The following is a 25,094-nucleotide window of genomic DNA, read 5'->3' as shown; positions in this document are numbered from 1 at the left end:
TTTTCCCCGCCCGGGTTCACGCGGCGGCCCCTCCCGCCCACTAGGTAGGCATGTGGGCCTACTTCCTCGCGCACGCGCTCGCGGTCGCCGGTTTGTGTCTTCGCCTACGCTGGCGACTGCACCGGGAACGCGTGCGCGCCCGGCTGCTGGTCGACCTCGCGGCGACGCTCGCACGCGGCGGCGGAGGCGAGTTCGAGGACGGGCGGACCAGGTTGTCGGTGACGCGAGGCGAGCATGGATGAGCCGTCGGCCCGGGCGGCGCCCCCCGGCCGGGCGTCCGCCGGCGCCGTCGAGGGCGCGGCCGAGTTCGCCGCCTTCTACCGGGATTTCATGCCACGGCTGGTGGCGTTCCTGCGCTATCAGGGCGCGCCGCTGCCCGACGCGGCCGACCTCGCGCAGGAGGCGATGACCGCCGCGTTCGCCCAGTGGGCGACGATCGTGACGCCGCAGGCCTGGGTGAAGCGGGTCGCGTCCCGGATGTGGGGCCGCCGGCTGGCCAGCGTCGAGGCCGCCCCGGCGCCCGAACTCTCGCTGGTGACGATCGGCGACGTCGCGGAGTGGGAGCAGCGGCACGACATCCTGCGCATTCTCGACCGGCTGCCGTCCCGCCAGCGGCAGGTGCTGGCGTGGACCCTCGACGGCCACTCCCCCGCCGAGATCGCCGAGGAGCTCCAGCTGTCGCCGGAAACCGTGCGCGCCAACCTCTACAAGGCACGGCGCGCGGTCGCCACGCACCTCGGGAATGACGATGACTGACCCCGATGCCTGGCTCGCGGCGCGTCACCGGGAGCTGGTCGGCGACCTGGCCGAGAGCCTCGACCTCGCGGCCGGGCTGCGGGAGGCGACGCTGCCGGGGCGGCACCGGGAGCTCGTCGGCTCGCTGGCCGAGTCGCTGGACCTCGAGCAGGGCCTGGCGGCGATCCTGCCGGTCTCGCCCGCGCCGGGCGAGCCAGGCGAGCGGGCCGTACCGGGCGGGCCGAGCGAGCCGGGCGAGCCAGGCGGGCCGGGCGAGCCAGGCGGGCCGGGCGTCGGCCTGACGCCGGGCGGGCCGGGCGAGCCAGGCGGGCGGCCCGGGCCGGGCGGGCCGGGCTTCGGCGTGACGCCGGCCGGGCCGCGCGTCAGCGTGCACGAGTTGGCCGCCGTCCCGGCCGGCATCGAGCCGGCGATCCGGCTGAGGACGCGGGCGGCGATGCACGCCTTCGCCGACAAGCTGGCCGAGGTGCGCGCCGACACCGAGGCCGCGGCGGACGCGGCGGCCGTCATCCTGGGCAGTCAGCTCGCCATCGCCGACCTGGTCGCGCGGGCCGGGCGGTCCGCCACCGGGGAAGCGCTGCGCGTCGCCCTCGAGGGTGTTCGCCTTCAGCACGACCGGTTCGCGTCGGTCCGGCGCACCGCCGACGTCGGGCAGACCCACGAGGTCACCACGCTCATCCAGGAGGCGCACGAGCTGCGGCGGACGCTGCGCCTGGCCAACGAGGCGGCCGACGAGCAGATCGAGGCGGCCGCCGCCGACCCGTCGCCGGACGTCTTCACGTTGGAGGACACGCTCGGGCTGGCCTGGCAGCGGGCCGGCACGATCACCGAGGCGCTGGAACGGCTCCTGCGGCTGACCATCACGGCCAAGAAGGCGCGGGCGGCGGCGACCGACCTCGCCGGCACGCTCGGACTCGGGCAGATCACCCGGCTGGACGAGGTCACCGACGCCGACGTGGATCGGCTGCGGCGCGGCGTCGACGACTTCTCGGGCGCCGACCTCGAGCAGGTCGACCTGTCCGGGGCGGCGCTGGACGGCATCCGCTGGACGGACGCGACCCGCTGGCCGTCGCGGTGGCGGGAGACCATCGAGCGGGCGTCGGTGCCGGTCGGCGAGGGCGTCTACGAGATCCGCCCGGGCGGGTCGAAAAGAGTACTGGTCTAGGCGCGGCGCTCCAGGAAGTCGTACACATCCTGGTTGTCGACGCCGGGGAAGGTGCCGGGCGGGAGCGCCGCCAGCAGGTGGGAGTGCACTCGGGCGCTGGGCCAGGCGCTGCCGGCCCAGCGCCGCACGAGGTCGGCGGGCGGGCGGCGGCAGCAGTCGGGATCGGGGCAGCGCGACACCGTACGCCGGGTCGTGTCGCCGCCGCGGAACCAGCGCGCGTGCTCGTACGGCGTGCCGACGGTGACCGAGAATTCTCCGGAGCGCGTCGACTCGATGTGGACGGTGCACCAGTACGTCCCGGCCGAGGTGTCGGTGAACTGGTAGAACGACGAGTACGGGTCGTCGGCGTGGAAGATCGTGCGGGACGCCCACTTGCGGCAGATCGGCTGGCCCTCGATCGCGCCGGTCACGTCGGACGGGAAGCGCACCCCGTCGTTCTCGTACGCCTTGTAGACGATCCCGTTCTCGTGCACCCGGGTGAAGTGCACCGGGATGCCGAAGTGCTGCGTCGCGAGATTGGTGAAGCGGTGCGCCGCGGTCTCGTAGGAGACGCCGAACGCGTCCCGGAAGTCGTCGATGGCCAGCGCCCGGTCCTGCTTGGCCTCGCGCAGGAACTCGACCGCGAACTTCTCCGGCATGAGCAGCGCGGCGGCGAAGTAGTTCGCCTCGACCCGCTGCCGCAGGAAGTCGCCGTAGTCGGCCGGGTCGTTGTGCCCGAGCACGAAGTGCCCCAGCGTCTGCAGCACGACGGCGCGCGGGTCGTGCCCCTTGCCGCTGGCCACCTGCGGCAGATAGATCCGGTGGTTCTTGAGGTCGGTCACCGACCGTGTCGAGCCAGGCAGGTCGTTCACGTAGTGCAACGAGAACCCCAGTGACGCGGCGATGTCGAGGATGCCGCGCTGCGAGAGCGGCCCGGTCGTGTACCGCACCGACCGCAGCACCTTCGCCGCGGCGTCCTCGATCTCCGGGAAGTAGTTGTTGCGCTCGCGCATGTTGACCCGCAACTGCGCGTTGGCCTTCCGGGCGACCTCCGGCGTGGCGCTCTGCTCGGCGAGCACCCGGCCGAGCTCCCGATGCAGACCCACGAGCGCTTCGAGCGCATCCGCCGGCAACCGGCGGCCACCACGAACCACCGGCAACCCCAATTGCGCGTACGCCTGATCCTGCTGGAAATGCGTGAGATCGATCTCGAGCTTGGCCCGCCGGGTCGGCGCCTCGGAACGCAGCAGGTCGGCCATGGGCACACCGAGGGCGGCGGCGATGGCCTGCAGCACCGAGAGTTTGGGCTCGCGTTTCCCGTTCTCGATCATCGAGAGCTGCGACGGCGCCCGGCCGACCGCCTCGCTCAGCTGCTCCAGCGTCATGTTCTTGGATTTCCGGAGGTGCCGGAGCCGCTGGCCCAGGGTCACCAAATCAACAGACTCTGAAGAAAGTGAAGCCGTCACGGGTTTTTACGCTAGCAGAAATTCTTCATTTCTTCTCGTCACAAACGCCTCCCTGCCCCCTTGCGCCCTGCGCGACAGTCGAATTCTTCCACCGCTTCTCCGGAAGCGAGCGCGACAGGGTAGGAAAGGGATATCTGATGACTGATCAGCTGACCGAAGTCCTTGGCGGTACCGCATCGGACCTCACTCGGGCGTGGGCCGGCGATCCCCGGTGGCTCGGCATCAAGCGCAGCTACACCGCGCAGGACGTGGTCAAGCTCCGTGGCACCGTTCAGGAGCGGCACACCCTCGCCGAGCGCGGCGCGCAGCGGCTCTGGGAGCTGCTGAACAGCGAGGACTACATCAACGCGCTCGGCGCGCTCACCGGTGGCCAGGCCGTGCAGCAGGTGCGGGCCGGCCTCAAGGCCATCTACCTCTCCGGCTGGCAGGTCGCGGCCGATGCCAACCTCTCCGGCAACACGTACCCGGACCAGTCGCTCTACCCCGCGAACTCGGTGCCGGCGGTCGTCCGCCGGATCAACAACGCGCTGATGCGCGCCGACCAGATCGACACCGCGGCCGGCCGCCACGAGCGCGACTGGTTCGCGCCGATCGTCGCCGACGCGGAGGCCGGCTTCGGCGGACCGCTCAACGCGTTCGAGCTGATGAAGGCCATGATCACGGCCGGTGCCGCGGGCGTGCACTGGGAAGACCAGCTGGCGAGCGAGAAGAAGTGCGGCCACCTCGGCGGGAAGGTGCTCATCCCGACCCAGCAGCACCTTCGCACGCTCAACGCCGCGCGCCTCGCCGCCGACGTGCTCGGCGTGCCGTCGCTGGTCATCGCCCGCACCGACGCCCTGGCCGCCGACCTGCTGACCACCGACGTGGACGAGCGCGACAAGCCGTTCATCACCGGCGAGCGGACCGCCGAGGGCTTCTTCCGCGTTCGCCCGGGAGCCGACTCGGCCATCGCGCGCGGTGTCGCGTACGCCGATTATGCCGATCTTCTCTGGGTCGAGACCGGAAAGCCGGACCTGGAGTTCGCGCGGGAGTTCGCCGAGGCGGTGCACAAGGAGCACCCCGGCAAGATGCTCGCCTACAACTGCTCGCCCTCGTTCAACTGGAAGAAGAACCTGGACGACGCCGACATCGCCCGCTTCCAGAAGGAGCTGGGCGCGATGGGCTACAAGTTCCAGTTCGTGACGCTGGCCGGCTTCCACGCGCTGAACCACTCGATGTTCGAGCTGGCCCGCGGTTACGCCGAGAGCGGCATGACGGCGTACGTGAAGCTGCAGGAGGCCGAGTTCGCGGCCGAGGCGGACGGCTACACCGCGACCAAGCACCAGGCCGAGGTCGGCACCGGCTACTTCGACGCGGTGTCCACGGCCCTCAACCCGGAAAGCTCGACCACGGCCCTTGCCGGTTCGACCGAGGCGGAGCAGTTCTGATGACTTCTTCTTCCAGCTCGTTCACCTCATTCTCCGAAGAGATCACCATCACCGGTACGACTTCCGGCCGTTACGCCGAGGTTCTGACGCCGGAGGCGGTCGCCTTCGTCGTGGCGCTCGACCGGGAGTTCGGCGCGCGCCGCGTCCAGCTGCTCGAGCGGCGTCGTCGCCGGCGGACCACCCGGACCGACGAGCTCGACTTCCTGCCGTCGACCCTCGCGGTGCGGGAGGACGCCTCCTGGCAGGTCGCGCCGGCCGCGCCCGACCTGACCGACCGCCGCGTGGAGATCACCGGCCCGCCCGACCGCAAGATGACCATCAACGCGCTCAACTCGGGCGCCAAGGTCTGGATGGCCGACTTCGAGGACGCCACGTCCCCCACCTGGGAGAACGTGGTCCTCGGCCAGCTCAACCTGCGGGACGCCCTGGACGGCACGCTGCAGTTCACCGCGCCCGACGGCCGCGAGTACAAGGTCGGCTCGTCCCTGCCGACGATCATGGTGCGGCCGCGGGGCTGGCACCTGCCGGAGTGCCACCTGCGGATCGGCGGCCGGGCGGTCTCGGCGTCGCTGTTCGACTTCGGGCTCTACCTGTTCCACTGCGCGCAGCGTCAGCTGGACCGGGGCTCCGGCCCGTACTTCTACCTGCCGAAGCTGGAGTCGCACCTGGAGGCCCGCCTCTGGAACGACGTCTTCGTCTTCGCCCAGGAGCAGCTCGGCATCCCGCGCGGCACGATCCGGGCCACGGTGCTGATCGAGACCATCACGGCGGCGTTCGAGATGGACGAGATCCTGTACGAGCTGCGCGAGCACTCCGCGGGCCTGAACGCGGGCCGCTGGGACTACCTGTTCAGCATGATCAAGAACCGCCCCGACGTGGTCCTCCCCGAGCGCTCCCAGGTCACGATGACGGCGCCGTTCATGCGGGCGTACACCGAGCTGCTGGTCCGCACCTGCCACCGGCGCGGCGCCCACGCGATCGGCGGCATGGCCGCGGTCGTGCCGAGCCGCGACCCGGTCGCCGCGAAGCGCGCCCTGAACCAGGTCCGCCAGGACAAGCGACGCGAGGTCGGCGACGGCTTCGACGGTTCCTGGGTCGCACACCCCGGCTTGGTGGAAACCTGCCGCGACGTCTTCGACCAGTGGCTGGGCGACGAGCCCAACCAGATCGTCCGCAAGCGCGAGGACGTCCGCGTCACCGCCGCGGACCTGCTGGACGTCAAGGCGATCGGCGTCCAGGTCAGCGAGGTGGCGCTGCGCAACAACGTCAGCGTCGCACTCCGCTACATCGCCGCCTGGCTGGCCGGCCGGGGCGCCGTCTCCCTGGGCGGCCTCATGGAGGACGCCGCCACCGCCGAGATCTGCCGCGCCCAGCTGTGGCAGTGGATCCACAACGGCACCCCCACCGACTACGGCGTCCCCGTCTCGGCCGCCCTGGTCACCCGCATGCTGCGCGAGGAGCTGGACGTCCTCAGCGAAACGGGCGCCCTGGACGAGGACGCCGCGCGCCTCTTCGGCCAGGCCCGAACCCTGCTCACGGTCCTGCTGACCGAGCGCACCTGCCCCGAGTTCCTGACCCTCCCCGCCTACCTACGCCACATGTCCGGCGGCGCCGGCTCCGCCTCGCCGGCCACAACGACCGACCAGGCTACTGTCGCGGCCTGAGCGGACGACCGAAGAACGGCGCGGTCCCGGCACTGGCCCGCGCCGTTCTTCGACCCCTCTCCGCCTGTCCCGGCCGCGCCGTGCTCGGCGTCGCTCCGCCCCACCCCGCTCTGCGCCGCCGCCACGCCCCGCCTGCGCCGCCGCCCACCCTCTCTGCGCTCCCACCCCTGCTCCGCTCGCGCCGCCGCCCGCCGTCATGAGGCCGCCGCGCTCGGGTTCGACGCAGTTGCCCCGCCGCGGTTGCCGGCAGCCGCCGCCCGGCGATCCGCCAGAATGTCGGCCATGACCGCACAGATCACGGCCCTGGTCGATCCGTCCGACAGCACCACGAGCCGCCGTCTGGCCTGGCTGGCCAAAGCCCCGGACGGCCGCCCCCTGGCCGCGGCGTACCTCTGGATCCCCGTCGCCGGCGGCGTCGCCGACCTGGAGCTCCACGTGCATCCCGCCGAACGCCGAGCCGGCGTCGGCACCCAACTGCTCCACGCGACAACCGAGGCCGCAGCCGCCGAGCCGACCGTGGTCGGCATCCTCACCCAGCCCGTCGAGGAGGGCTCCCCCGGCGACCACTTCTGCGCCGCCCTCGGCCTCCGCAAAGTTCTACGCCTGACCTACACCCGCCTCTCTCTCGAACTCGTCACCCCGGCAACGGTCGAGGCCGTGCCCGGCTACCGGCTCGTCCACTGGGAAGGCCACGTCCCCGACGATCTGGCGGAGACCTTCGCCCGCTCCCGCCGCGCGATGGACGACATGCCGATGGACGACGCCACCTACCTCCCGGAGCTCTGGGACGTGGCCCGCCTCCGGTACGTGGCCGACGCCGTCATCCACCGCGGCGAAACCCTCTGCGTGACGGCCGTCCTGACCCCCGATGGCGAGATGGCCGCCTTCACCGAGCTGGTAGTCCCCGCCGACGGCACCGGCGACGCCCAGCACTACGGCACCGGAGTCCTCCCCGAGCACCGGGGACAAGGCCTGGCCCGCTGGATGAAGGCCGACCAGATCGCCCGAACCCGAACCCGCTTCCCCCACCTCTCCGGCCTGCTGGCCGACACCGCCGACAGCAACACTCCGATGCGCCGGATCAACGAGTCCCTCGGCTATCGGCCAACCCATCGCAGCCTCCTCTACCAACACGACCTCAAGCCCGTCACGTGACCCCGTCACGTGACCCCGTCTCGCACTTCCGTTGCGCAAACAGCCGGGCGTCGCGCGAGTCGATCGCGCTAACGGTCGACCGATGCGTGAGCCGGTGACGCTCCCGAGGGAGCGAGGCCCTTCACGATGAGCCACGCCGCGAAGACCATCTCCTGAATGCCGATCGGCGCCGCGCAGATCACCTGGACGACGCCGGGCAGCGGGAACTCGTAAAGCTCGAGCCCGCCACGTACGAGCAGGAGCACGCCACCGATCAGCCCCCACCAAGCCAGCCACGGCGGTATCTGGCGGCCCTTGAGCAGGAACGCGTTGAGCACTATCGCGCTCGCGGCGAACACCAGCACCGTGCCGAGGTGATAGGCCCATTCGCGGGTGTGCAACACCACGGCGCCCAGCGCGGGAGTCGCGCCGGACCCGGCCAGTGACGTCATCACCAGGGCGCTGACGGCCCCGACGAGGATCAGCGTTCCCTCGAAGGTGCGAATCGCTACGTACAGCACGGCCGCGCCCTCCGCCGTCCGCCGCAGGACCGGCGCCAGCAGTGCCGCTATCGCGGCGACGCAGACCGCTAGGGTCACCTCCAGCAGGGCGCCCGTGACCAGTTGGGCTCGCGCGCCACGGGTGCTCAGGAAGCCCGGTTCTTCGATCGGAAGTAGCAGTGAGCCGCCGGCAATCGCGGTGGCCGAGGCCAGGATGAACAGGACGCCCACGAGGCGTGCGTATGACTTCGATGCAGGCATGCCACGAGCCTTCCGGGTCGGGCGAGCTGCGGCATCGGGCGGGTGGCAAGGACATTCTCGTTCTCGCGGCCGGTGAAAACGGTCGTTCTTTCGGCCGATGCGCCGCAGCGCCCGCTGCCTAGGCTGAATCGCGTGTTGCGAGACGAGCTGCGAGCGCTGTGGACAGAGCCACGCGCACCGGATCCGCCGGTGCGGGTGTGGCGAGACTGGCTGCTGCTCGCCGCCGGTCTGCTCGCGGCTGCGATAGAGGGGTCTCTCCGGGCCGACGTCACATGGCGACCGTTGTCCGTGCTGGTGACGGTCGGGCTCTGCGTCGCGACGTTGTGGCGGCGCACTCGGCCGCTGACGATGGTCGTGCTCGCCTTCGGCGGCGGCATCGTCCTCACGCTGCTCGACCTCGCCACGGGGCATGCGAAGCCGATCGGTCTCTACACCGGCATGGTCGTTCTCGTCCTGGTCTACGCGCTGACGAGGTGGGGCTCCGGGCAAGACATCGTCGTCGGCGCGGTCGTGATCGTCGCTTCGTTCGTCCTGTCGACCTGGCTGGACCGCGGCCCTGCGAGCGACGTCATCGGCGGGCTGTCGTTCCTGACCTTTCCCGGGGCGCTCGGGGCGATGGTGCGGCTCCGAGCGACATCCCGGCGGCGCGAGATCGAGACGATGCGGGCCCGCGAACGCACGAGTCTTGCCCGCGAGTTGCACGACACCGTTGCCCACCACGTGTCGGCGATCGTCGTACGGGCGCAAGCGGGTCGAGTGCTTGCCGGCGCCGACCCGAGCAGCGCGGTCGAGACACTCGCGGGCGTCGAGGAAGAGGGCGCGCGCACCTTGGAGGCGATGCGCGCGATGGTGACCGCGTTGCGAGACGACACCGTCGCCACCGGCCCTTCCGAGCTCGCCTCCGTTCCGGGCATCGCCGACCTGCACCGATTGACCGCCGGACGCGGTGTCGGCGTACCCGTGGAACTGCACGTCCAGGAGACGGTCGACCGGATTCCGACTCCCATCGATGCGGCTGTCTTCCGCATCGTGCAGGAGTCGATCACCAATGCGACCCGGCACGCGACCGGGGCGACCGTCATTCGGGTAGAGGTCGGCGTTGTGGAGAGCCGGGTGCGGGTGAGGGTGCGGGACAACGGCCAGCCTGCGGGTGAACGGGTCGAGCTCGCTGCGGTCACGGGAGGCGATCCAGGCCGCGAGGCCGTGCGCCGCGGATATGGGTTGACCGGACTGAGTGAACGGGCGGCCCTGTTGGGCGGGAAGCTGCGGGCCGGACCCGGGGTCGGCGGTGGGTGGCTGGTCGAGGCGGAGCTGCCTCTCGACGAGGTGGCGCGGGTGCCGGCGGGGCAGCGGCGGCACGGCGACGCCGACGGCCACGACCACGGCCACGGCCACGGCCACGCCGACGGCAACGGCAACGGCAACGGTCACGGTCGCGGCAACGGTCGCGGCAACGGCGACGACCACGGCGACAGCCATGGCGACGGCGACGGCGACAGCTACGGCGACAGCTACGGCGAGGAGGAGGGTCATGACGATCCGCGTGCTTCTCGCTGACGACCAAGCGGTCATCCGGGCCGGGCTTCGGATCATGTTGGGGACCGATCCGGGCATCGAGGTGGTCGGGGAGGCTGGCGACGGGCGGGAGGCGGTGCGGCTCGCGCGGGAGTTGCGGCCGGATGTTTGCCTGTTCGACATTCGGATGCCGGAGCTGGACGGGCTCGGGGCCACCCGGGAACTGGCGGGGCCGGGCGTGAAGGACCCGATGGTGGTCGTGGTGATCACCACGTTCGATCTGGACGAGTATGTCTATGGGGCGCTGCGGGATGGGGCGCGAGGGTTTCTGCTCAAGGACGCCGGGCCCGAGTTGCTCGTTCAGGCGGTGCGGGCAGCGGCGGATGGGGAGGCGCTCATCGCGCCGAGTGTCACGGTGCGGCTGCTGCAGGCCTTCGCGAATGTGCCCGTCGGGCGGCGGCCTGCGGTCCAGCCGATCGAGCCGCTTTCGTCACGAGAGGAGGAGGTGTTGCTCGCCGTCGCGCGCGGGCTTTCGAACGCCGAGATCGCCGATGCGCTGCGGGTCAGTCTCAGCACGGTGAAGTCCCATCTTGCGAGCCTGATGGGCAAGCTCGGTGCGCGGAATCGCGTCGAGTTGGCCATGTGGGCCTACGAGACCGGTCGTATCACGCCGACCGCGCGAATGATGCCTCGATAGCGGGAGGAACCATCCGGGCGCCGGGTGGGCGCGGCGAGCGAGGGCGCGGAGGCCCGGGGCGTGAGGCGCGCGGGCGCAGGCCAGCCAGGCGCCAGGCCGGCAGGCGCGAGACCGGCAGGCGCCAGGCCGGCAGGCGCGAGGCGCACGGGCGCAAAGCTGGCAGACGCGAGGCGCACGGGCGCAAGGCCGGCAGGCACAAGGCCGACAAGCGCGTGGGCGCGGACGCGAGAGCGGCCGGCGGGCGCGAGGGCGGCCGGCGCGAGGGCGGCCGGCGCGAGGGCGGCCGGCGCGAGGGCGGCCGGCGCGAGGGCGGCAGGCGCGAGGGCGGCGGCCAGAGCGGCGCAAGGAGAGGCTGGGCGGGGAGGGGCGTGACCGAGGGCGGGCAGAAGATCATCCGAGTCGGTCGGCGGTGACCTAGTGGTAACAGTGGGATGCTGTGGGTTATCCCCGAAACGCCGCCGGGAGGTCACCGAAGATGTTGCCCCTCAGCAATGCCACGCTGTCGTCGCTCGACGATGTTGCCGTCCCTGGGTATGACCGGTCGGAGCTTGCGGCCGGGATCGTGCATTTTGGGGTTGGTGGCTTTCACCGTGCTCATGAGGCGATGTATCTCGATCGGCTGATGAGTGACGGGAAGGCCCTCGACTGGGCTATCTGCGGGGTGGGGGTGATGCCGGCCGACCAGCGGATGCGTGATGTGCTCCGGGCTCAGGACGGGCTCTACACGCTGGTGGTCAAGTCTCCGGACGGGGGGCTCGAGGCGCGCGTGATCGGGTCGATCGTGGACTATCTGTACGCGCCGGATGATCCGGAGGCGGTTATCGAGAAGATGGCGTCGCCGGCTATTCGGATCGTGTCGCTCACCGTTACCGAAGGTGGGTACAACTTTAACGCCGTGACCGGGGAGTTCATGGCCGACAATCCGGACGTCCAGCACGATCTGCAACCAGGTGCGCGGCCTCGCACGTCGTTCGGGCTGATCACTGCCGCTATCGAGCGGCGGCGGGAGCGGGGGGTTCCGCCGTTCACGATCATGAGTTGCGACAACATTCAGGGGAACGGGGAGGCCGCTCGGCGGAGCTTCGTTTCCTACGCGCGGCTGCGGGACCCGGGGCTGGCGTCCTACGTCGCCGAGAATGTGCGGTTCCCGAACAGCATGGTGGACCGGATCACGCCGGTGACCACCGATGACGACCGGGAGCAGGTACGCAAGAGCTTCGGCGTGGACGACGGCTGGCCGGTGGTGTGCGAGCCGTTCACCCAGTGGGCCCTCGAGGACAGCTTCGGCGAAGGCACCGGACGGCCGCCGTTCGAGGATGCCGGCGTTCAGGTCGTGAGCGACGTCGAACCGTACGAGCTGATGAAGTTGCGCCTTTTGAACGCCTCGCACCAGGGGCTCTGCTACTTCGGGTGGCTCGCCGGATATCGGCTGGTCCACGAGGTGGCACAGGACGATCTCTTCGCGCGCTTCCTGCTCGCGTACATGGAAAGGGAAGCCACCCCGACGCTGGAACCGGTCCCGGGGGTCGATCTTCGGGAATATCAGCATCAGCTGATCGATCGGTTTTCCAATGCCCAGGTACGCGACACCGTCGCTCGCTTGTGTGCCGAGAGCTCCGATCGGATCCCCAAGTGGCTGCTGCCGGTGATCCGCCGGAACCTCGAGACCGGCGGCGACATCCTGCTGTCCACGGCGATCGTGGCGTCCTGGGCGCGGTACGACGAGGGCGTCGACGAGCAGGGCGAGCCGATCGAGGTCGTCGACCAGCTCAAGGACAAGCTGATGGCCAACGCCCGGCGGCAGCGCACCGATCCACTCGCGTTCGTGTCGGACCGGGATGTCTTCGGCGACCTGGTGGACAACGAGCGGTTCGTCTCGGCGTACCGGTCAGTGCTCGCCGGCCTGCACCGGAAGGGAGCGCGAGCGACACTCGAAGATCTCGTGTCGGGTATTGCATAGCCCCTGCTTGTGCCGGGGTGAAAGCATGAGCCGGTGACCCTGCCGCTGCGTGTCAATGTCGCGCCGGAGCGGGCCGAGGCCTCGCCCGGCGACAACCTCCAATTCGACGTCACCGTGCGCAACGCGAGCGACATCGTGGAGCACTACGGCGTCGAGATGCTCGGGCTGCCCGAGGGGGCGACCGTGCGCGCCGAGCCCGAGGTGGCCAAGCTGCGGCCGGCCGAAAGTGCGACCCTGACCGTGAAGGTCACGCTTCCGGTGCAGCCGCCTCCCCCGGCGGGCACCTACGTGGTCGGTGCGCTGGTGCGATCGCCGTACCGGCATGATGTCTCGCGCTGTGTCGAGGTGCCGATCCAGCTGGCCAGCGTCGAGCAGATCACGCTGCGCACGACGCCCGAGGTGGTGACCGGCGGGCGCACGGGGCAGTACACGGTGGAGCTGTCGAACGGCGGCAACGCGCCGGTGCGCCTGTTCCTGACGGCGACCGATCCCGAGCGGCGGGTCAGCACGGTCTTCCAGCCGGCCTATCTCGACCTGCCGCCGAGCGCGGCCGGGCGGGCGCTGCTGTCGGTCGCGGCGCCACCGCCGTGGAACAAGGAGAAGCAGCGGCAACTTACGATCGCGGCGAACCCGCAGGTGCCGGGGGCAAATCCGGTTACCGGTACGGCGACGTTCATCCAGGAGCCACGGATAGCGTCGAAATTCGCCAAGATCGCCGGGATCGCCGCGGGCGTGATCGTGCTGGCGGCGGCGATCGCGGTGCCGGCGTTGATCGCCAAGGGTGGGAACGACAAGCAGACGCCGACGGCCGGGGCCCAGACGGCCGCGCCCACCGGCGGGGCGACCACGGCCGCTCAGCAGCAGCAACAACAGAGCGCGCCTCCGCCGCCGGCCTCGGCGCCGGCTTCGGCGGGCGGCCAGACGGGGGCTCCCCCGCCGACGACCGGGGCGGCGACCACGGCGCCGTCCAATGCGGCCACTACCAACGCGGGGAATGCGGCGCGTCAGGTTGATCTGACGAAGCCGCCGGACGGCGTGGTCGCGAGCGACGTGTTCCGGAACGATGGGTTCCTGGTGAGCGCCGATCCGGGGACGATCTCGGTGGCCGGGTGCGAGAACGCGCGGAGCGCCGCGGTGGTGACCGATGCCGGGACCGGGCAGCGGTTCCTGACGTCGAGCGCGCCGGACGATCCTACGAAATGTCACTCGGTTCCGCTCATGCTGGACTTTTTGCCGAATGGGGCGGCGGGCGCCGTGCAGGTCGTGCCGCTGACGCCGAACACGCTGACGATGGAGGTCCATTTCGCGGACCTCTCGAATTCGCCGGCGCCGACGCTGACGGTGCCGCCGGACCTGGCCGCGCAGCACGGCGGGGTGGACTATGTGCTGATAAGTCCGGCGGTGGCGGCCGCGGGCGGTGCGCAGGCGCCGGTGGCGATTACGGCGTTGAAGTTCGCGCCGCTGGGTTGAGCGACGCGGGCTGAGCTGGGCGATGCTGGCTGGGCTGGGTGACGTTGGCTCGGCTGGGCGACGCTGGCTGGGCTGGGCGACGTTGGCTCGGCTGGGCGACGCGGGCTCGGCTGGGCAACGCGGGCTCGGCTGGGCAACGCGGCGCGAAGCGAGCTGGGCGACGCGGCGCGAAGCGAGCTGCGCGGCGCGCCTGCCGAGCGGCGCGCCGGCGGCTCAGCGGCTGGAACCGAGCCGCGACCAAGGGACGCGCCGGTCCAGGATGGCGAACGCCATGATGGTGATGCACAGGGCGCCGTTGATGAAGGACGCGGTCACGTCGCTCGGGTGGTGCATGCCCCGGTAGAGGCGGGACAGCGCCACGCACACCGGCACCAGCACGAGCAGCCAGCACGTCCACTTCACCCAGGTGCGGTGCACCAGCGTCGCCAGCACCAGGGCCAGACCGGCGTACAGCGCGAACGCCGCCGAGGTGTGGCCGGACGGGAAGCTCGACGTCGGCGGGGAGTTGTCGAGGCGGTGCACGTTCGGACGCTCGCGGTCGATCATCAGGGTGGTGAAGAAGAAGACGATCGCCTGGGCGCTCACGGCCGCGCACAGGAACAGCGGCTCGCGCCAGCTGTGCAGCTTGCGCAGCAGGATGAAGGCGGTTATCGCGGTGACCCCGATGATCACCGGTGTGCTGCCGACGAAGCTCCAGAACCACGTGATCATGTTGAGCGGGTCGGTGCGGTGCGCCGCGAAGTACCGGTTCACGCCGTCCTCGACGGTGAACGGCCAGACGTCGTCGAGCACCTTGGTCACCAGGAGGCCGAGGCCGATCATCCCGAGCAGCAGCACGGCAACCGGAACCAGGATCCGCTTGCCGACGGCGGCCAGGTGCGGGGCGTCCAGATAGCGACGGAACTCGACTCGGTTATCCAGCATGCGACGCGCACTACCCGATTCGATCGGGTTCCATGCGTCGCATCGACCGCCGGGACGAAAATGCCAGGAAAGCGAAGGCGGTCACGGCCGGAACGGCCACGCCGAGCAGCAGCCCCGCGATCACGTCACTGGTCCAATGAACGCCCAGCGCCACCCGGCAGATCGCGGTGATCACGGGGACGACGATCGCGACGGCCCACAACGCCATCCGGGTGCCCTTCCGTCGGGTGTGCGGGATCAGGACGATCAGGAACACCGCGGCGCCGAGCGCGTTCGTCAGCGCATGGCCGGACGGGAACGAATAGCCCGCCGCGCGGGCCACGGGGTCGAGCAGGTCGGGCCGGTGCCGGCCGACGAGCAATTTCAGCAGTACGCCCAACAGGCCGCCGGCCGTCATCGTGACGGCGACCCACCAGGCGAGCGCCCGGTCGCCCCGCCGCACGAGCCACACCGCGAGGCCGGCCGCCGCGAGTCGCCACGTGTTCGGGTGGAAGACCAGACTCCACCAGTTCTCGAACCACACCCACGCCGGATGCCCGACCGCGAACCCGTGCAGCGCGTCGGTCACCCGCAGATCGAGCGAGTGCAGCCACCCGACGTTGCCGACCACGAGGACCGCGAGCAACGCGAACGGGATGAGCAGCAGGACGGAGACGGCGGCGGCGACGGTCGGCCGGGTGTAACGCATGCCCGTAGCTATACCCACGATCGAGCGTGTCCTACAACTTGTAGGTTTCACCGGACGCCACCGCGCCCAGTTTGTCGGGATTGGCGACGTTGTGGATCGTGCTGATCCGACCCGCAGCATCGAGGTCGAACGTCACCGTGGCGATCACCCGGTCCGGCCCCCGGAAGATCACCCCAGGCCCGCCGTTGATCTCGGCCACGATCGCCCGCATCTCCCCCGGCGCGACTCCCTGATAGGTGACCGTCCCGATCGCGGCGAACCACCCGGCGACCGTCCCCGCCCCCGCGATCGGCCGCAACGCCTGCCGCACCTTGCCGCCGCCGTCGGTCCAGAGCGTGACGTCCGGCGACAGCAGCTCCATCAGCGAATTGACGTCACCGCCGGTAGCGGCCGCGAGGAAACGCTCGGTCACCGAGCGAAGCCGGGATCGCTCATCGGCCGGAGCGCCGGACGAGGACGCGAACCGCGGCCGGCGCGCCGCCACGTTCTCCCGCGCCCGATGCGCGGCCTGCCGCACCGACTCCTCCGAGCGCCCCACCGCCGAGGCGATCTCCGCGTGACTGAAATCGAACACCTCCCGCAGCACGAAGACGGCGCGCTCCAGGGGGCTGAGCGCCTCGAGGACGACGAGCATCGCCATCGACACCGAGTCGGGGTCGGCCGGGTGGTCGGTCACGATCGGCTCCGGCAGCCAGGGCCCGACATAGACCTCCCGCCGGCGCCGGGCCTCCCGCAGCCGGGCAAGGGCTTCGTTGGCAACGATGCGGCAGAGATATGCCCTCATATCCGAAATGTCGCCGCGGTGGGAGACGGCCGACCAGCGGATCCACGCCTCCTGCACCGCATCCTCGGCCTCGGCCGCGCTGCCCAGGATGCGATAGGCCACCGCAAAGAGCAGGTCCCGATGCTCCTCGAAGGCGAAGGAGGGCGAGGAGGACGAGGAGGGCGAGGAGGACGAGGAGGGCGAGGAGGACGAGGAGGGCGAGGAGGACGAGGAGGGCGAGGAGGACGAGGAGGGCGAGGAGGGCGAGGAGGGCGAGGAGGGCGAGGAGGGCGAGGAGGGCCGGCTCACCGGGAGCTCCGAGACCGGGCGCGAGGGACGCTCACCGCTTGCCCTTGGGCCAGAACGCGCCCGACGCCGGCAGGCGCTTCATGCGGCGATAAGTGGGCCAAGGCGACGCGGTCACCGTTTCTTTGTAGCGCGCCGCGAGCCGCCCGGTCAGGTAGAAACGGCGCGGCGTGTCGTCACCGTGTGTGAACTGCACGACCGCGTCGTCGCGGCCGAGGCTGATCGGGGTGTGGTAGTAGCCGAACCGGAACGGCCTGGGCTCGCGGCCCCGCAGCGCGCGGAGGATCGAGAGCGCCGCGTGCACGCCCGTCGGCATGCCGCTCTGGCAGGTGCCATGCATGATCCCGTACGGCTGCGTGATCGCCGCCGCGTCGCCGACGGCGTAGACGAACGGGTGCGACACCGAGCGCAGCCCCGCGTCGGTCACGATCCGTCCACGATCGTCGGTGGTGATCCCCTCGGCCAGGACCGGCACCCGCGTCCCGCCCGCCCACAGGAACACGTCGGCCGGCAGCGTCTCCCCGTCGACGACCACGCCGTCCGCGAGCACCTTCTCGATCTCGCCGAGCCGCACCGACACCCCCAGCCGCTCGAGCGCCCCCCGCAGATGGGCGCCGGCCTTCGAACCCAAGGACGATCCCGGCGCCGTACGCCCGACGAGCGTCACGCGCAGCGACGGATACCGGGAGGCGATCTCGGCCGCCGACTCGATCCCGCTCAGCCCGGTCCCGCCGACCACGACGTCGCGCGCCGACGCCAGGCGACCGGCCAGCCGGGAGGCTTCGGAAAATCCGTTCAGCGTGTACGCGTGCCCGGCCGCCCCGGCCACGGAGGCGGCATTGGCGACACTGCCCAGGGCGTACACGAGAAGGTCGAACTTGATCTGTTCCGGGCCGACGGACACCGTGCGCGCGCACAGATCGACGGCGGTGACCCGGCCGCACACGAAGCGCGCGCCGGTGCCCTCGAGCATCGCCGGGATGGAGAGTGAGGCGGTCCGCTGACCGGTAAGGGTCATCGGCAGCCGGAGTCGTTCGGTGAACCGGTCGTTCGCGTCGACCAGCGTCACCCGGATGTCGTCGTCGCGCCTGGTGCGCGCGGCCAGCTGGATCGCCGCCGCCATGCCGGCGTATCCCGCGCCGAGAATCACGATGTCGTTCATGCCCACCAGATGGTGGTGACGCCGGCGAACGTGATCCCGGGTGACCGGAGTCACATCACGCCGCGCGCGCGGACTCCCCCGCCGAGTCCTCGACGCCGTCGCCGCCGCGGCGCTTCACCCGGTACATGGCCTGGTCGGCGCGGCGCAGCGCGTCCGGAAGGTCGGCGGCGTAGGCGGCCGCCACCCCGATCGACACCGTCGCCGGGCAGTCCGGGATGTCGCGGACCGCCTCCACCATCCGCGCGGCGATCGTCCGGGCCGGCCCGGCGCCGACACCCGGCAGCAGCGCCGCGAACTCGTCCCCGCCCAGCCGCGCGAGCAGCTCGCCGTCACGCAGCTGGTCGCCCAGCGCGCCGGCGATCGCCCGCAGCGCGTCGTCGCCGGCCGCGTGCCCGCGCGTGTCGTTGATCTGTTTGAACTTGTCGGTGTCGATGAGCAGCACCGTGACCAGGTCGGCGGGCCGCGCCTGCGCCTGCCGCACGGCCCGGTCGAACGCGCCGCGATTGGCGATGCCGGTGAGCGCGTCCAGCGCGGCGGCGCGGGCCGCCTGCTCGTGCTGGAGACGCAGCAGCTCGAGCGACTTCATCGCCGCGACCGTCTGGAGCGTGCGCAGGCGCTGCCGCCAGAGTGCCCCGGCCAGCGTGTCGCCGTAGGCGAGCCCGACCGCCACGTCCTGCGAGCCGTGCGCGGCCAGCAGCACGGCGTGGGTGCGCTGGGTGGCCGAGACGATCAGCCAGCCGGCGTCGGCGGGCAGGTCGGCGACGGCCCGGCGCATCACCTCGAGGGCGGCCTCGGACCGGCCCGACCGGCGCAGCGCCACGGCGTGGAACGGGCGGCTGAACGCGAGCGCGGCCGGGCTCATCCCGCGCTCCGCCAGCACCACGAGCAGCCGCTCGATCTCGGTGACGGCGCCCCACGGGTCGTAGCGGTCGGCCTTCGCGCACGCCGCGGCGAGCATGGCGTGGTCGCGCCAGGCATCGGCGTCGGGTCCGTCGGCCTCGGCCGCGGCCTGCAACGCGTACCTCTCCGCCTCGGTCGTGTGTTCCTCCGCGGCCGCGACCTGAGCGACCTGATAGAGCTCGAGCGCCCAGAACAGGTGCAGCTCGGCCTGGTTGAACAGCCACATCGCGCGGTTTCCGCTGCCGGGCGGGCTCATGTCGTGGGCGGCGTCGTACTGCGGGCCGACCAGCTCGTAGAGGCGCAGCTCGAAGTAGCCGATGGCGACCGCGACCCGGGCGTTGACGGCCGCGATCGGCTCGGTCTCGTCCACCACCAGGATCTCGGCGGTGACCAGATCGTGCAGCACGTCGTCGAGGTCGTGGTCGGTGTCGCCGATCCGCATCAGGTGGGAGGCCTTGCTGGCGAGGGCGCAGGCGCGCCAGCCGGCGCTGCCCTCCCGTTCGGCGGCCCGGATCATCAGGTCGAAGGCGGGCAGCGGCGCGTCGGGGTCGCCGAGGTTGGCCAGGGCGATGGCCCGCACGAAATGCATGCAGGCCGGCCCGTCGGCGATGTCGCCGGTGCCCACGGCGAGGACGGACTCGGCGTGCTCCAGCGCCGGGCGTGCCTGCCCGCTCTGTGCCCGTTCGAGCCACCTTGCCGCCTCTTGCGCGATCTCGCTCATCGGCCCCTCCCGACGCGCCTATCGGCAGCGGGCGGCCGGCCTTGCAGCGAAAACGCGCTCTCAGTTGACAGCGATGATCTTGTTGATGAGGCCGCCGCCGGGGAAGTCGAGCATCAGCGCGCCCGTGCGGACCACCGGCGTGTGCACCTCGGGGCCCTCGTTCAGATAGATCAGCAGGAACGGGTCGACGCCCTGGACGCCGAGCGCACCGCCGGCCACCTGCTGCGGCTGGGCGAAGATGCCGGCGCCGCCGGCGAAGTTCACGTAGATCTTCGCGGGGTCGCCGGCGCTGGTCGCGTCCAGGAAGCGGCGCACCTGGTCGCGCTTGGTGGCGATCGCCCCGACGTTCGGCACGTTGTAGTTGTCCTGCACGTAGGTGGAGCTGCCGTCGTTCCAGCCGGCGAACTGGGCGAGGCCGTGACCGGCGAACCGGCCGCCGTGCGCGCCGTTCATGACGGCCAGGACCACCTTGCCCCGCGCCTCGCCGAGGGTGGGCGTGCTCGCGTCCCCGGTCACGCTTGGGGTCCAGAACAACGAGGGGTACCGCGCCGCGTACCAACCGAATATTTCTGGGAATGTGGCTTGATCGGCGGCATCGGTGCAGGAACCGAGCTCGCCGGTGCATTCCTGCTTGAGACGCATCAGCACGGTCTCGCCCCGATGTGCCGCCAGAAAGTCGCGGAGCCGGCCGAGCACATCGTCGAAGTTCGCGTTCTGGTAGGTGGCGCCGTGGTGGATGGTGAAGGTGTTGCCGGCGTTCACCCGGGCCCGGATGTCGACCATGCGGATGCCGGCGTTCAGCTGAGCCGCGAGGGTCCCGCCGCTGTCGCCGAAGTCCTCCTGGGTCTGGGTCCAGGCGCCGCCGTGGATCGCCATGGTCTCGTGGGTGCCGGGAATCGACAGGGCGGCCAGGCTCCGGCCGTCGGCGAGCCCGCGCATCCAGTCGGGGTTGGTCGCGCCGCCGAGCGTGCGGTAGGAGGAGTCGGCCGCGTCGGCGGCGGCCGGGATCGCGATCAGCGCGGCGGCCAGCGCCAGCGCGCCGGCGGCAGACATGAACTTCATTCGCTTCACGAAAAGGAAAGATATCGATCGATGGGGTACGACGGAAGGGTCACGCCTTGCCGTACCGTCTTATGTGCCCGCTGTTCTATCCGGCGTCATGTTGCGGCGGAGGCCGCCGATGTTCGAGAAGTTCACCGACCGCGCCCGGCGCGTCGTCGTCCTGTCCCAGGAAGAGGCCCGGCTCCTCGCCCACGACTACATCGGCACCGAGCACCTGCTGCTGGGGGTGATCGCCTCGGGCGGCGTCGCGGCCCGGGTTCTCACCGATGCCGGCATCACGGCCGAGGCCGCCCGCCAGGAGATCGCGGCGACGATCGGCGCGGGGACCGCGCCGGCCAGCGGTCACATCCCCTTCACCCCCACCCTCAAGAAGTCGATCGAGCAGGCGATGCGCGAGGCGCTGCGGCTCGACCACACCGTCATCGACGCCGAGCACCTGCTGCTGGGCCTGCTCCGGCAGCCCGACGGCACCGCGGTCCAGATCGTCGGCAAGCTCGGCGCCGATCCCGACGAGCTCCGCCACCGCGTCATCGCGGCGCTGTCCGCCACCCCGCCCGACCCCGCCTCGAGCCTCGCGTCGTTCCCGTTCTCCCGGCCGCTGCGCGGGTTCGCCCCGGCCGTGCCGGCGCTCGACCGGTTCGGCCGCGGCCTCGACGCCGCCGCCCAGCGCCCGGTCGCCGGGCGGGACGCCGAGATCGCGCGCGTCGTGCAGATCCTGAGCCGGCAGAGCCGCAGCAACGTGGCGCTCATCGGTCCGGCGGGCTCGGGGCGGATGGCGATCGCGTCGGCGGTGGCCCGGCTGATCGCGGACGGCACGGCGCCGCGCCCGCTGCACGGCAAGACGCTCTACGCCGTCGACTTCTCGCTGGTCCCGGCCGGGGTCGAGGGCCGCGCCGAGACCGAGCGGCGGGTGACCATGCTGCTCGCCGAGATCCACGCCCGTGGCGACATCATCGCCGTGACCGCGGATCTCGCGCCGTTCGGCGGCGATCCGATCGTGGCCGCGTTCGTGCGGTCGGCCCTCGCCCGCGGCGACCTGCAGATGATCACCACCGGCGCCGCGCTTCCTCCCGAGATTTCGGAGTTGTTCCAGGCGGTGGAGGTCGCGGCGGCGACCGTCGAGGAGACGGTGGCGATGCTGGAGGCGCTGCGGCCGGGGCTGGCCGAGCATCACGGCGCCGAGATCAGCGATGCCGCGCTGCGGGCCGCCGCCGAGCTGGCGAACGGGGTGCTCCCGGCGGCGGCGGTCGATCTGCTCGACGAGGCGTGTTCCCGTGCGGGCGGCGGTGTCGTCGAGGCGGAGACCGTCCGGCAGGCTCGGGACTGACCGGGCGTGGAAACCCGGCCGGTCGATGCGACGGCGGTGCCCGACGTCGCCGCGCTGTTCGAGAGCAGCTCGATCACGCGCGGCTGCCAGTGCATGTGGTTCCTGCTCACCAGCAAGGAGATGGACACCGGCTGGAGCGGGGAGAACAGGGTGCGCTTCGCGCGCTTCGTCACCGAGGCGCCGGAGCCCGCGGGCGTCCTCGCCTACGACGACGGCGGGCAACCGGTCGGCTGGTGCGCCGCCGGGCCGCGTTCCCGCTACGGCAAGGTGCTGCGCTCGCCGCTCATGAAGGGCCACGACGACGCCGAGAACGACGACGTCTGGTTCGTGCCCTGCTTCTTCGTGCGGCCGGGCGCGCGGCGCGGCGGCCTGACCCGGGACCTGCTCGAGGCGGCCGTCGGGATGGCGCGCGAGCACGGCGCCACCGCGATCGAGGGCTTTCCGCTGGCCGGTCCCGGCCCGCACCGGGACGACCGCTACCTGGGGACCGAGGGCCTGTTCGCGGCCTGCGGCTTCGAGGTGACCGCCCGCCCGTCGGCCAGGCGGGTCGTGATGCGCCGCGGCGTAGTTTGATAACCAGCCCCGAAGACGGCAGTATGCACGGGTGTTGCGCAACCGGATCGCGATATTTGCTGTGGCGGCGGTGGTGGTTCTGGGCGGCGGAGGCCTCATCGTGAAGGGCCTCGGCGGCAAGGACGGCACCTCGGGCCTGTCCCCCAGCGCGGTCATCCAGGGCGGCGGCGGCAGCAGCTCGGCCACCACCCCGGCGACGAAACCGGCGCCGACCGGGCCGAGCGCCGAGGAGCTGGCGAAGGCCGAGCGGGCCAAGCGCGTCAAGCAGCTGGACGCGGCGCTGAAGAAGCTGGACGCGAGCTCGCCCGAGTTCTCGGTCGCCGTTCTCGACAAGAAGACCGGGCAGACGTACGCCTACCGCGGCACCGAGAAGTACGACACCGCCAGCATCGTCAAGGCGCAGATCCTGGCCTGCATGCTCCTGCACGACCAGGACGCCGGCCACGACCCCACGTCGGGTGAGCTGACGCTGGCCAAGCCGATGATCCGGCTGAGCGACAACAACGCCGCGACGTCGCTCTTCCAGCACGTCGGCGCCCGCAGCGGGGTCACCAAGTGCAACAAGCGGCTGGGTCTGAGCCAGACCGTCGTCAACAGCTCGTGGGGCCTGACCCGCACCACCGCCGACGACCAGATCAAGCTGCTCTCCGAGCTGGTCGACACCAAGGGCCCGCTCGACCCCGACTCCCGCAAGACCGCCTTCGGCCTGATGAGCACCGTCAATCCGGCCCAGGACTGGGGCATCCCGTCGATCGCCAAATCCGGCGAGACCACCACCGTCAAGAACGGCTGGGACACCCGCTCGGCCGACGGCGGCCTGTGGGCCATCAACACGATCGGCCGCGTCCTCTCCGACGACGGCGACGTCAACGTCTCGGTGGCCGTCCTCTCCCACGACAACCAGTCGATGGACAGCGGCGTCGCGCTCGTGCAGAAGGTCGCCAAGCTGACCCGGCAGTACCTGAAGTACTGACGCACCCCGGAAACCCTCAACTCCCTCCGCCGGCGGCCGATCAGATATCGGGTGACGTGCGCGCGTGGCCCGAGCCGGCCCGTGAGGGGGTCCCTGGTGCGGCGTCTGACCATCGGGACGCGGTTGTCGCTCGCCTTCGCCGCCGTCCTGGTGCTGCTGCTGGGCATCGCGGCGATCGGGCTGGCCACCATCGTGCAGCAGCGGAGCTCGGCCGCCGACGTGCGGCGTCTCGAGGTGCTCACCCGGCAGTCCGAGGAGATCAAGACGCACGCCACCACGCTCGGTGGCTGGCAGTCGGGCTACATCAACGACATCTACCGGCTCGGCGCCGCCCGTGCCCTCGGCGGTGAGTCGGTCGCGTTCAAGGCCTGGCAGCAGGAGCGCGAGCGGTTCCAGCAGTTCCTCGGGCAGATCGACGCCGCCGCCCTCACCACCACCGAGCGGGCGCTGCTCGAGCGGGTGACCGCCGAGCTGGCGAACTACGCCACGGTGAACGACCGGCTGGTGGCCGCCTACCGGCCGGGGACCGTGCAGGCACTGTGGAACGCCGACCAGATCGCCATGTACGAGAGCTGGGACAGCTACTACCGGATCATGGTGTCGGCGCAGGGGCTGGCCCAGTCCGTCGACGGGCGCAGCGTCGCGGCGGTGCGGGCCTCGGCCACCGAGGCGACCCGGGCCCAGTGGGTGATCGGCATCGCCACCGCCCTCGCGTTCCTGCTCGGCGCGATCTCCGCGGTCCTGGTCACCCGCAGCATCGTGCGGCCGGTCGGCGCCGCCCGGGACGCGCTGCGCCGGGTCGCGGACGGCGACCTCACCGTGACGCCGGCCGTCGCCGGCCGCGACGAGGTGGCCGACATGGCGGCGGCGCTCGGCCAGGCCGTGGGCGGGATCCGGGCGATCGTCTCCGACGTGGGCCGGCAGGCCGACGCGCTCGGCCGCACGTCGGCCGAGCTCGACACGGTGTCCGGGGCCTTCGCCCGGGCGGCGGCCGACACGTCGGCGCAGGCGGGACTGGTCACCAGCGCCGCCGACGAGGTCAGCCAGAACGTCAACGCGATGGCCGCGGGCTCGCACGAGATGGGCGCGTCCATCGCCGAGATCGCGCGCAACGCCACCGACGCCGCCGCGGTCGCGGCCGAGGCGGTCGCCGCGGTGGAGGACACGAACCGGACCGTCACCAGCCTCGGCGCCTCGTCGACGGCGATCGGCGACGCCGTCCGGCTCATCTCGACGATCGCCGGGCAGACCAACCTGCTGGCTCTCAACGCCACGATCGAGGCGGCGCGGGCCGGCGAGACCGGCAAGGGCTTCGCCGTGGTCGCCGGCGAGGTCAAGGACCTGGCCCAGGAGAGCGCGCAGGCGGCGGAGCGGATCGACGAGCTCGTCCGGGCCATCCAGAGCGACGCCGACGCCGCGGTGACCGCGATCGAGCACATCGGCGCGGTGATCGGCCGGATCTCCACCTACCAGACCGGCATCGCGGGCGCGGTCGAAGAGCAGACGGCGACCACCGGCGAGATGAGCCGGGGCGCGGTCGCCGCCTCCTCGGGAACGGCCGGCATCGCCGACAACATCCGGGCGGTGGCGTCCAGCGCGTCGGCGACCTCCGACGACGTCACCCGGATCCGCGCCGCCGCCGCCGACCTGAGCGGCATGTCCGCCACCCTGCGCGACGCCGTCGGGCAGTTCCGCTACTGAGGA

Annotated in this window: 22 protein-coding genes; 14 read left to right on the top strand and 8 right to left on the bottom strand. The window is 71.5% G+C overall.

What is annotated here, in order from left to right:
• Positions 1 to 50: 50 nt before the first annotated feature.
• From ACZ6TB_RS08130 to ACZ6TB_RS08120, 3 genes are read left to right on the top strand one after another with little or no spacing between them, the layout of a single operon-like run.
• Positions 51 to 242 carry a hypothetical protein gene (locus tag ACZ6TB_RS08130; RefSeq protein ID WP_465551930.1) on the top strand — a complete coding sequence of 64 codons (192 nt, stop codon included), beginning with the start codon at positions 51 to 53 and terminating at the stop codon, positions 240 to 242.
• On the top strand, positions 235 to 756 hold the full coding sequence (locus ACZ6TB_RS08125; protein ID WP_465551928.1) for an RNA polymerase sigma factor: 522 nt from the start codon (positions 235 to 237) through the stop codon (positions 754 to 756). The genes ACZ6TB_RS08130 and ACZ6TB_RS08125 overlap by 8 nt, the downstream gene beginning before the upstream one ends.
• The gene (locus ACZ6TB_RS08120) at positions 749 to 1,918 is read left to right on the top strand and encodes a hypothetical protein (RefSeq protein ID WP_465551926.1); all 1,170 of its coding nucleotides are present in this window, start codon (positions 749 to 751) and stop codon (positions 1,916 to 1,918) included. Before ACZ6TB_RS08125 ends, ACZ6TB_RS08120 begins: the two co-directional genes overlap by 8 nt.
• Here the strand turns inward: ACZ6TB_RS08120 and ACZ6TB_RS08115 are convergent.
• Positions 1,915 to 3,327, bottom strand: coding sequence for a helix-turn-helix domain-containing protein (locus tag ACZ6TB_RS08115; protein WP_465551924.1), 1,413 nt, complete (start codon positions 3,325 to 3,327; stop codon positions 1,915 to 1,917). The two genes, ACZ6TB_RS08120 and ACZ6TB_RS08115, sit on opposite strands and share 4 nt — an antisense overlap.
• Before the next feature lie 173 nt (positions 3,328 to 3,500).
• Here ACZ6TB_RS08115 and aceA point away from each other — a divergent pair, with 173 nt between their 5' ends.
• The 3 genes from aceA to ACZ6TB_RS08100 all read left to right on the top strand — a co-directional run bounded on the left by aceA (position 3,501) and on the right by ACZ6TB_RS08100 (position 7,609).
• Positions 3,501 to 4,790, top strand: a complete 1,290-nt coding sequence (aceA, locus tag ACZ6TB_RS08110; RefSeq protein WP_465551922.1) for an isocitrate lyase — start codon at positions 3,501 to 3,503, stop codon at positions 4,788 to 4,790.
• Complete coding sequence (aceB, locus tag ACZ6TB_RS08105; protein WP_465551921.1) at positions 4,790 to 6,454, top strand: malate synthase A; 1,665 nt, start codon at positions 4,790 to 4,792, stop codon at positions 6,452 to 6,454. The genes aceA and aceB overlap by 1 nt, the downstream gene beginning before the upstream one ends.
• A gap of 282 nt (positions 6,455 to 6,736) precedes the next feature.
• A complete protein-coding gene (locus ACZ6TB_RS08100) occupies positions 6,737 to 7,609 on the top strand; it encodes a GNAT family N-acetyltransferase (RefSeq protein WP_465551919.1) in 873 nt (290 codons plus the stop codon).
• A gap of 68 nt (positions 7,610 to 7,677) precedes the next feature.
• On the opposite strand, the gene ACZ6TB_RS08095 is transcribed toward ACZ6TB_RS08100, so the two are convergent.
• Complete coding sequence (locus ACZ6TB_RS08095; RefSeq protein ID WP_465551917.1) at positions 7,678 to 8,319, bottom strand: DUF4386 domain-containing protein; 642 nt, start codon at positions 8,317 to 8,319, stop codon at positions 7,678 to 7,680.
• 72 nt (positions 8,320 to 8,391) lie between these two features.
• Between ACZ6TB_RS08095 and ACZ6TB_RS08090 the strand changes: the two genes are divergently transcribed.
• From ACZ6TB_RS08090 to ACZ6TB_RS08075, 4 genes are all read left to right on the top strand, one after another.
• A complete protein-coding gene (locus ACZ6TB_RS08090; protein ID WP_465551915.1) occupies positions 8,392 to 9,906 on the top strand; it encodes a sensor histidine kinase in 1,515 nt (504 codons plus the stop codon).
• The gene (locus ACZ6TB_RS08085) at positions 9,881 to 10,561 is read left to right on the top strand and encodes a response regulator (RefSeq protein ID WP_465551913.1); all 681 of its coding nucleotides are present in this window, start codon (positions 9,881 to 9,883) and stop codon (positions 10,559 to 10,561) included. Before ACZ6TB_RS08090 ends, ACZ6TB_RS08085 begins: the two co-directional genes overlap by 26 nt.
• Positions 10,562 to 11,036: 475 nt before the next feature.
• Entirely contained in the window at positions 11,037 to 12,521 is a 1,485-nt protein-coding gene (locus ACZ6TB_RS08080) for a mannitol dehydrogenase family protein (protein ID WP_465551912.1), read from the top strand.
• A gap of 33 nt (positions 12,522 to 12,554) precedes the next feature.
• Complete coding sequence (locus tag ACZ6TB_RS08075) at positions 12,555 to 13,991, top strand: COG1470 family protein (RefSeq protein WP_465551910.1); 1,437 nt, start codon at positions 12,555 to 12,557, stop codon at positions 13,989 to 13,991.
• Between the two features lie 213 nt (positions 13,992 to 14,204).
• On the opposite strand, the gene ACZ6TB_RS08070 is transcribed toward ACZ6TB_RS08075, so the two are convergent.
• Genes ACZ6TB_RS08070 through ACZ6TB_RS08045 form a run of 6 tightly spaced genes read right to left on the bottom strand, consistent with a single transcriptional unit; the run spans position 14,205 to position 20,517 of the window.
• Positions 14,205 to 14,915, bottom strand: a complete 711-nt coding sequence (locus ACZ6TB_RS08070) for a phosphatase PAP2 family protein (protein WP_465551908.1) — start codon at positions 14,913 to 14,915, stop codon at positions 14,205 to 14,207.
• 10 nt (positions 14,916 to 14,925) lie between these two features.
• Complete coding sequence (locus tag ACZ6TB_RS08065; protein WP_465551906.1) at positions 14,926 to 15,603, bottom strand: phosphatase PAP2 family protein; 678 nt, start codon at positions 15,601 to 15,603, stop codon at positions 14,926 to 14,928.
• Positions 15,604 to 15,634: 31 nt separating this feature from the next.
• Positions 15,635 to 16,675 carry an RNA polymerase sigma factor SigJ gene (sigJ, locus tag ACZ6TB_RS08060; RefSeq protein ID WP_465551904.1) on the bottom strand — a complete coding sequence of 347 codons (1,041 nt, stop codon included), beginning with the start codon at positions 16,673 to 16,675 and terminating at the stop codon, positions 15,635 to 15,637.
• 31 nt (positions 16,676 to 16,706) lie between these two features.
• On the bottom strand, positions 16,707 to 17,834 hold the full coding sequence (locus ACZ6TB_RS08055; RefSeq protein ID WP_465551902.1) for an NAD(P)/FAD-dependent oxidoreductase: 1,128 nt from the start codon (positions 17,832 to 17,834) through the stop codon (positions 16,707 to 16,709).
• Positions 17,835 to 17,889: 55 nt separating this feature from the next.
• Positions 17,890 to 19,455 (bottom strand): GGDEF domain-containing protein, encoded by a 1,566-nt coding sequence (locus ACZ6TB_RS08050; RefSeq protein ID WP_465551900.1) that lies wholly within the window; start codon positions 19,453 to 19,455, stop codon positions 17,890 to 17,892.
• A gap of 60 nt (positions 19,456 to 19,515) precedes the next feature.
• Positions 19,516 to 20,517 (bottom strand): phosphatidylinositol-specific phospholipase C, encoded by a 1,002-nt coding sequence (locus ACZ6TB_RS08045; protein ID WP_465551898.1) that lies wholly within the window; start codon positions 20,515 to 20,517, stop codon positions 19,516 to 19,518.
• A 118-nt stretch (positions 20,518 to 20,635) separates the two neighbouring features.
• On the opposite strand from ACZ6TB_RS08045, the gene ACZ6TB_RS08040 reads away from it, so the two are divergent.
• The 4 genes from ACZ6TB_RS08040 (at position 20,636) to ACZ6TB_RS08025 (ending at position 25,091) form a co-directional block, all read left to right on the top strand.
• Complete coding sequence (locus ACZ6TB_RS08040; RefSeq protein ID WP_465551896.1) at positions 20,636 to 21,844, top strand: Clp protease N-terminal domain-containing protein; 1,209 nt, start codon at positions 20,636 to 20,638, stop codon at positions 21,842 to 21,844.
• Positions 21,845 to 21,850: 6 nt separating this feature from the next.
• Positions 21,851 to 22,417: a GNAT family N-acetyltransferase gene (locus ACZ6TB_RS08035; RefSeq protein ID WP_465551894.1), complete on the top strand. Its 567-nt coding sequence runs from the start codon at positions 21,851 to 21,853 to the stop codon at positions 22,415 to 22,417.
• A gap of 31 nt (positions 22,418 to 22,448) precedes the next feature.
• Positions 22,449 to 23,390, top strand: a complete 942-nt coding sequence (locus ACZ6TB_RS08030; RefSeq protein WP_465551892.1) for a serine hydrolase — start codon at positions 22,449 to 22,451, stop codon at positions 23,388 to 23,390.
• A gap of 96 nt (positions 23,391 to 23,486) precedes the next feature.
• The gene (locus tag ACZ6TB_RS08025; RefSeq protein WP_465551890.1) at positions 23,487 to 25,091 is read left to right on the top strand and encodes a methyl-accepting chemotaxis protein; all 1,605 of its coding nucleotides are present in this window, start codon (positions 23,487 to 23,489) and stop codon (positions 25,089 to 25,091) included.
• Positions 25,092 to 25,094: the final 3 nt, after the last annotated feature.

The organism is Actinoplanes sp. NPDC051537 (genome assembly GCF_055586105.1).
Note: the sequence above shows the minus strand (reverse complement) of the source record. Positions and strands in the feature narration are given on the sequence as shown.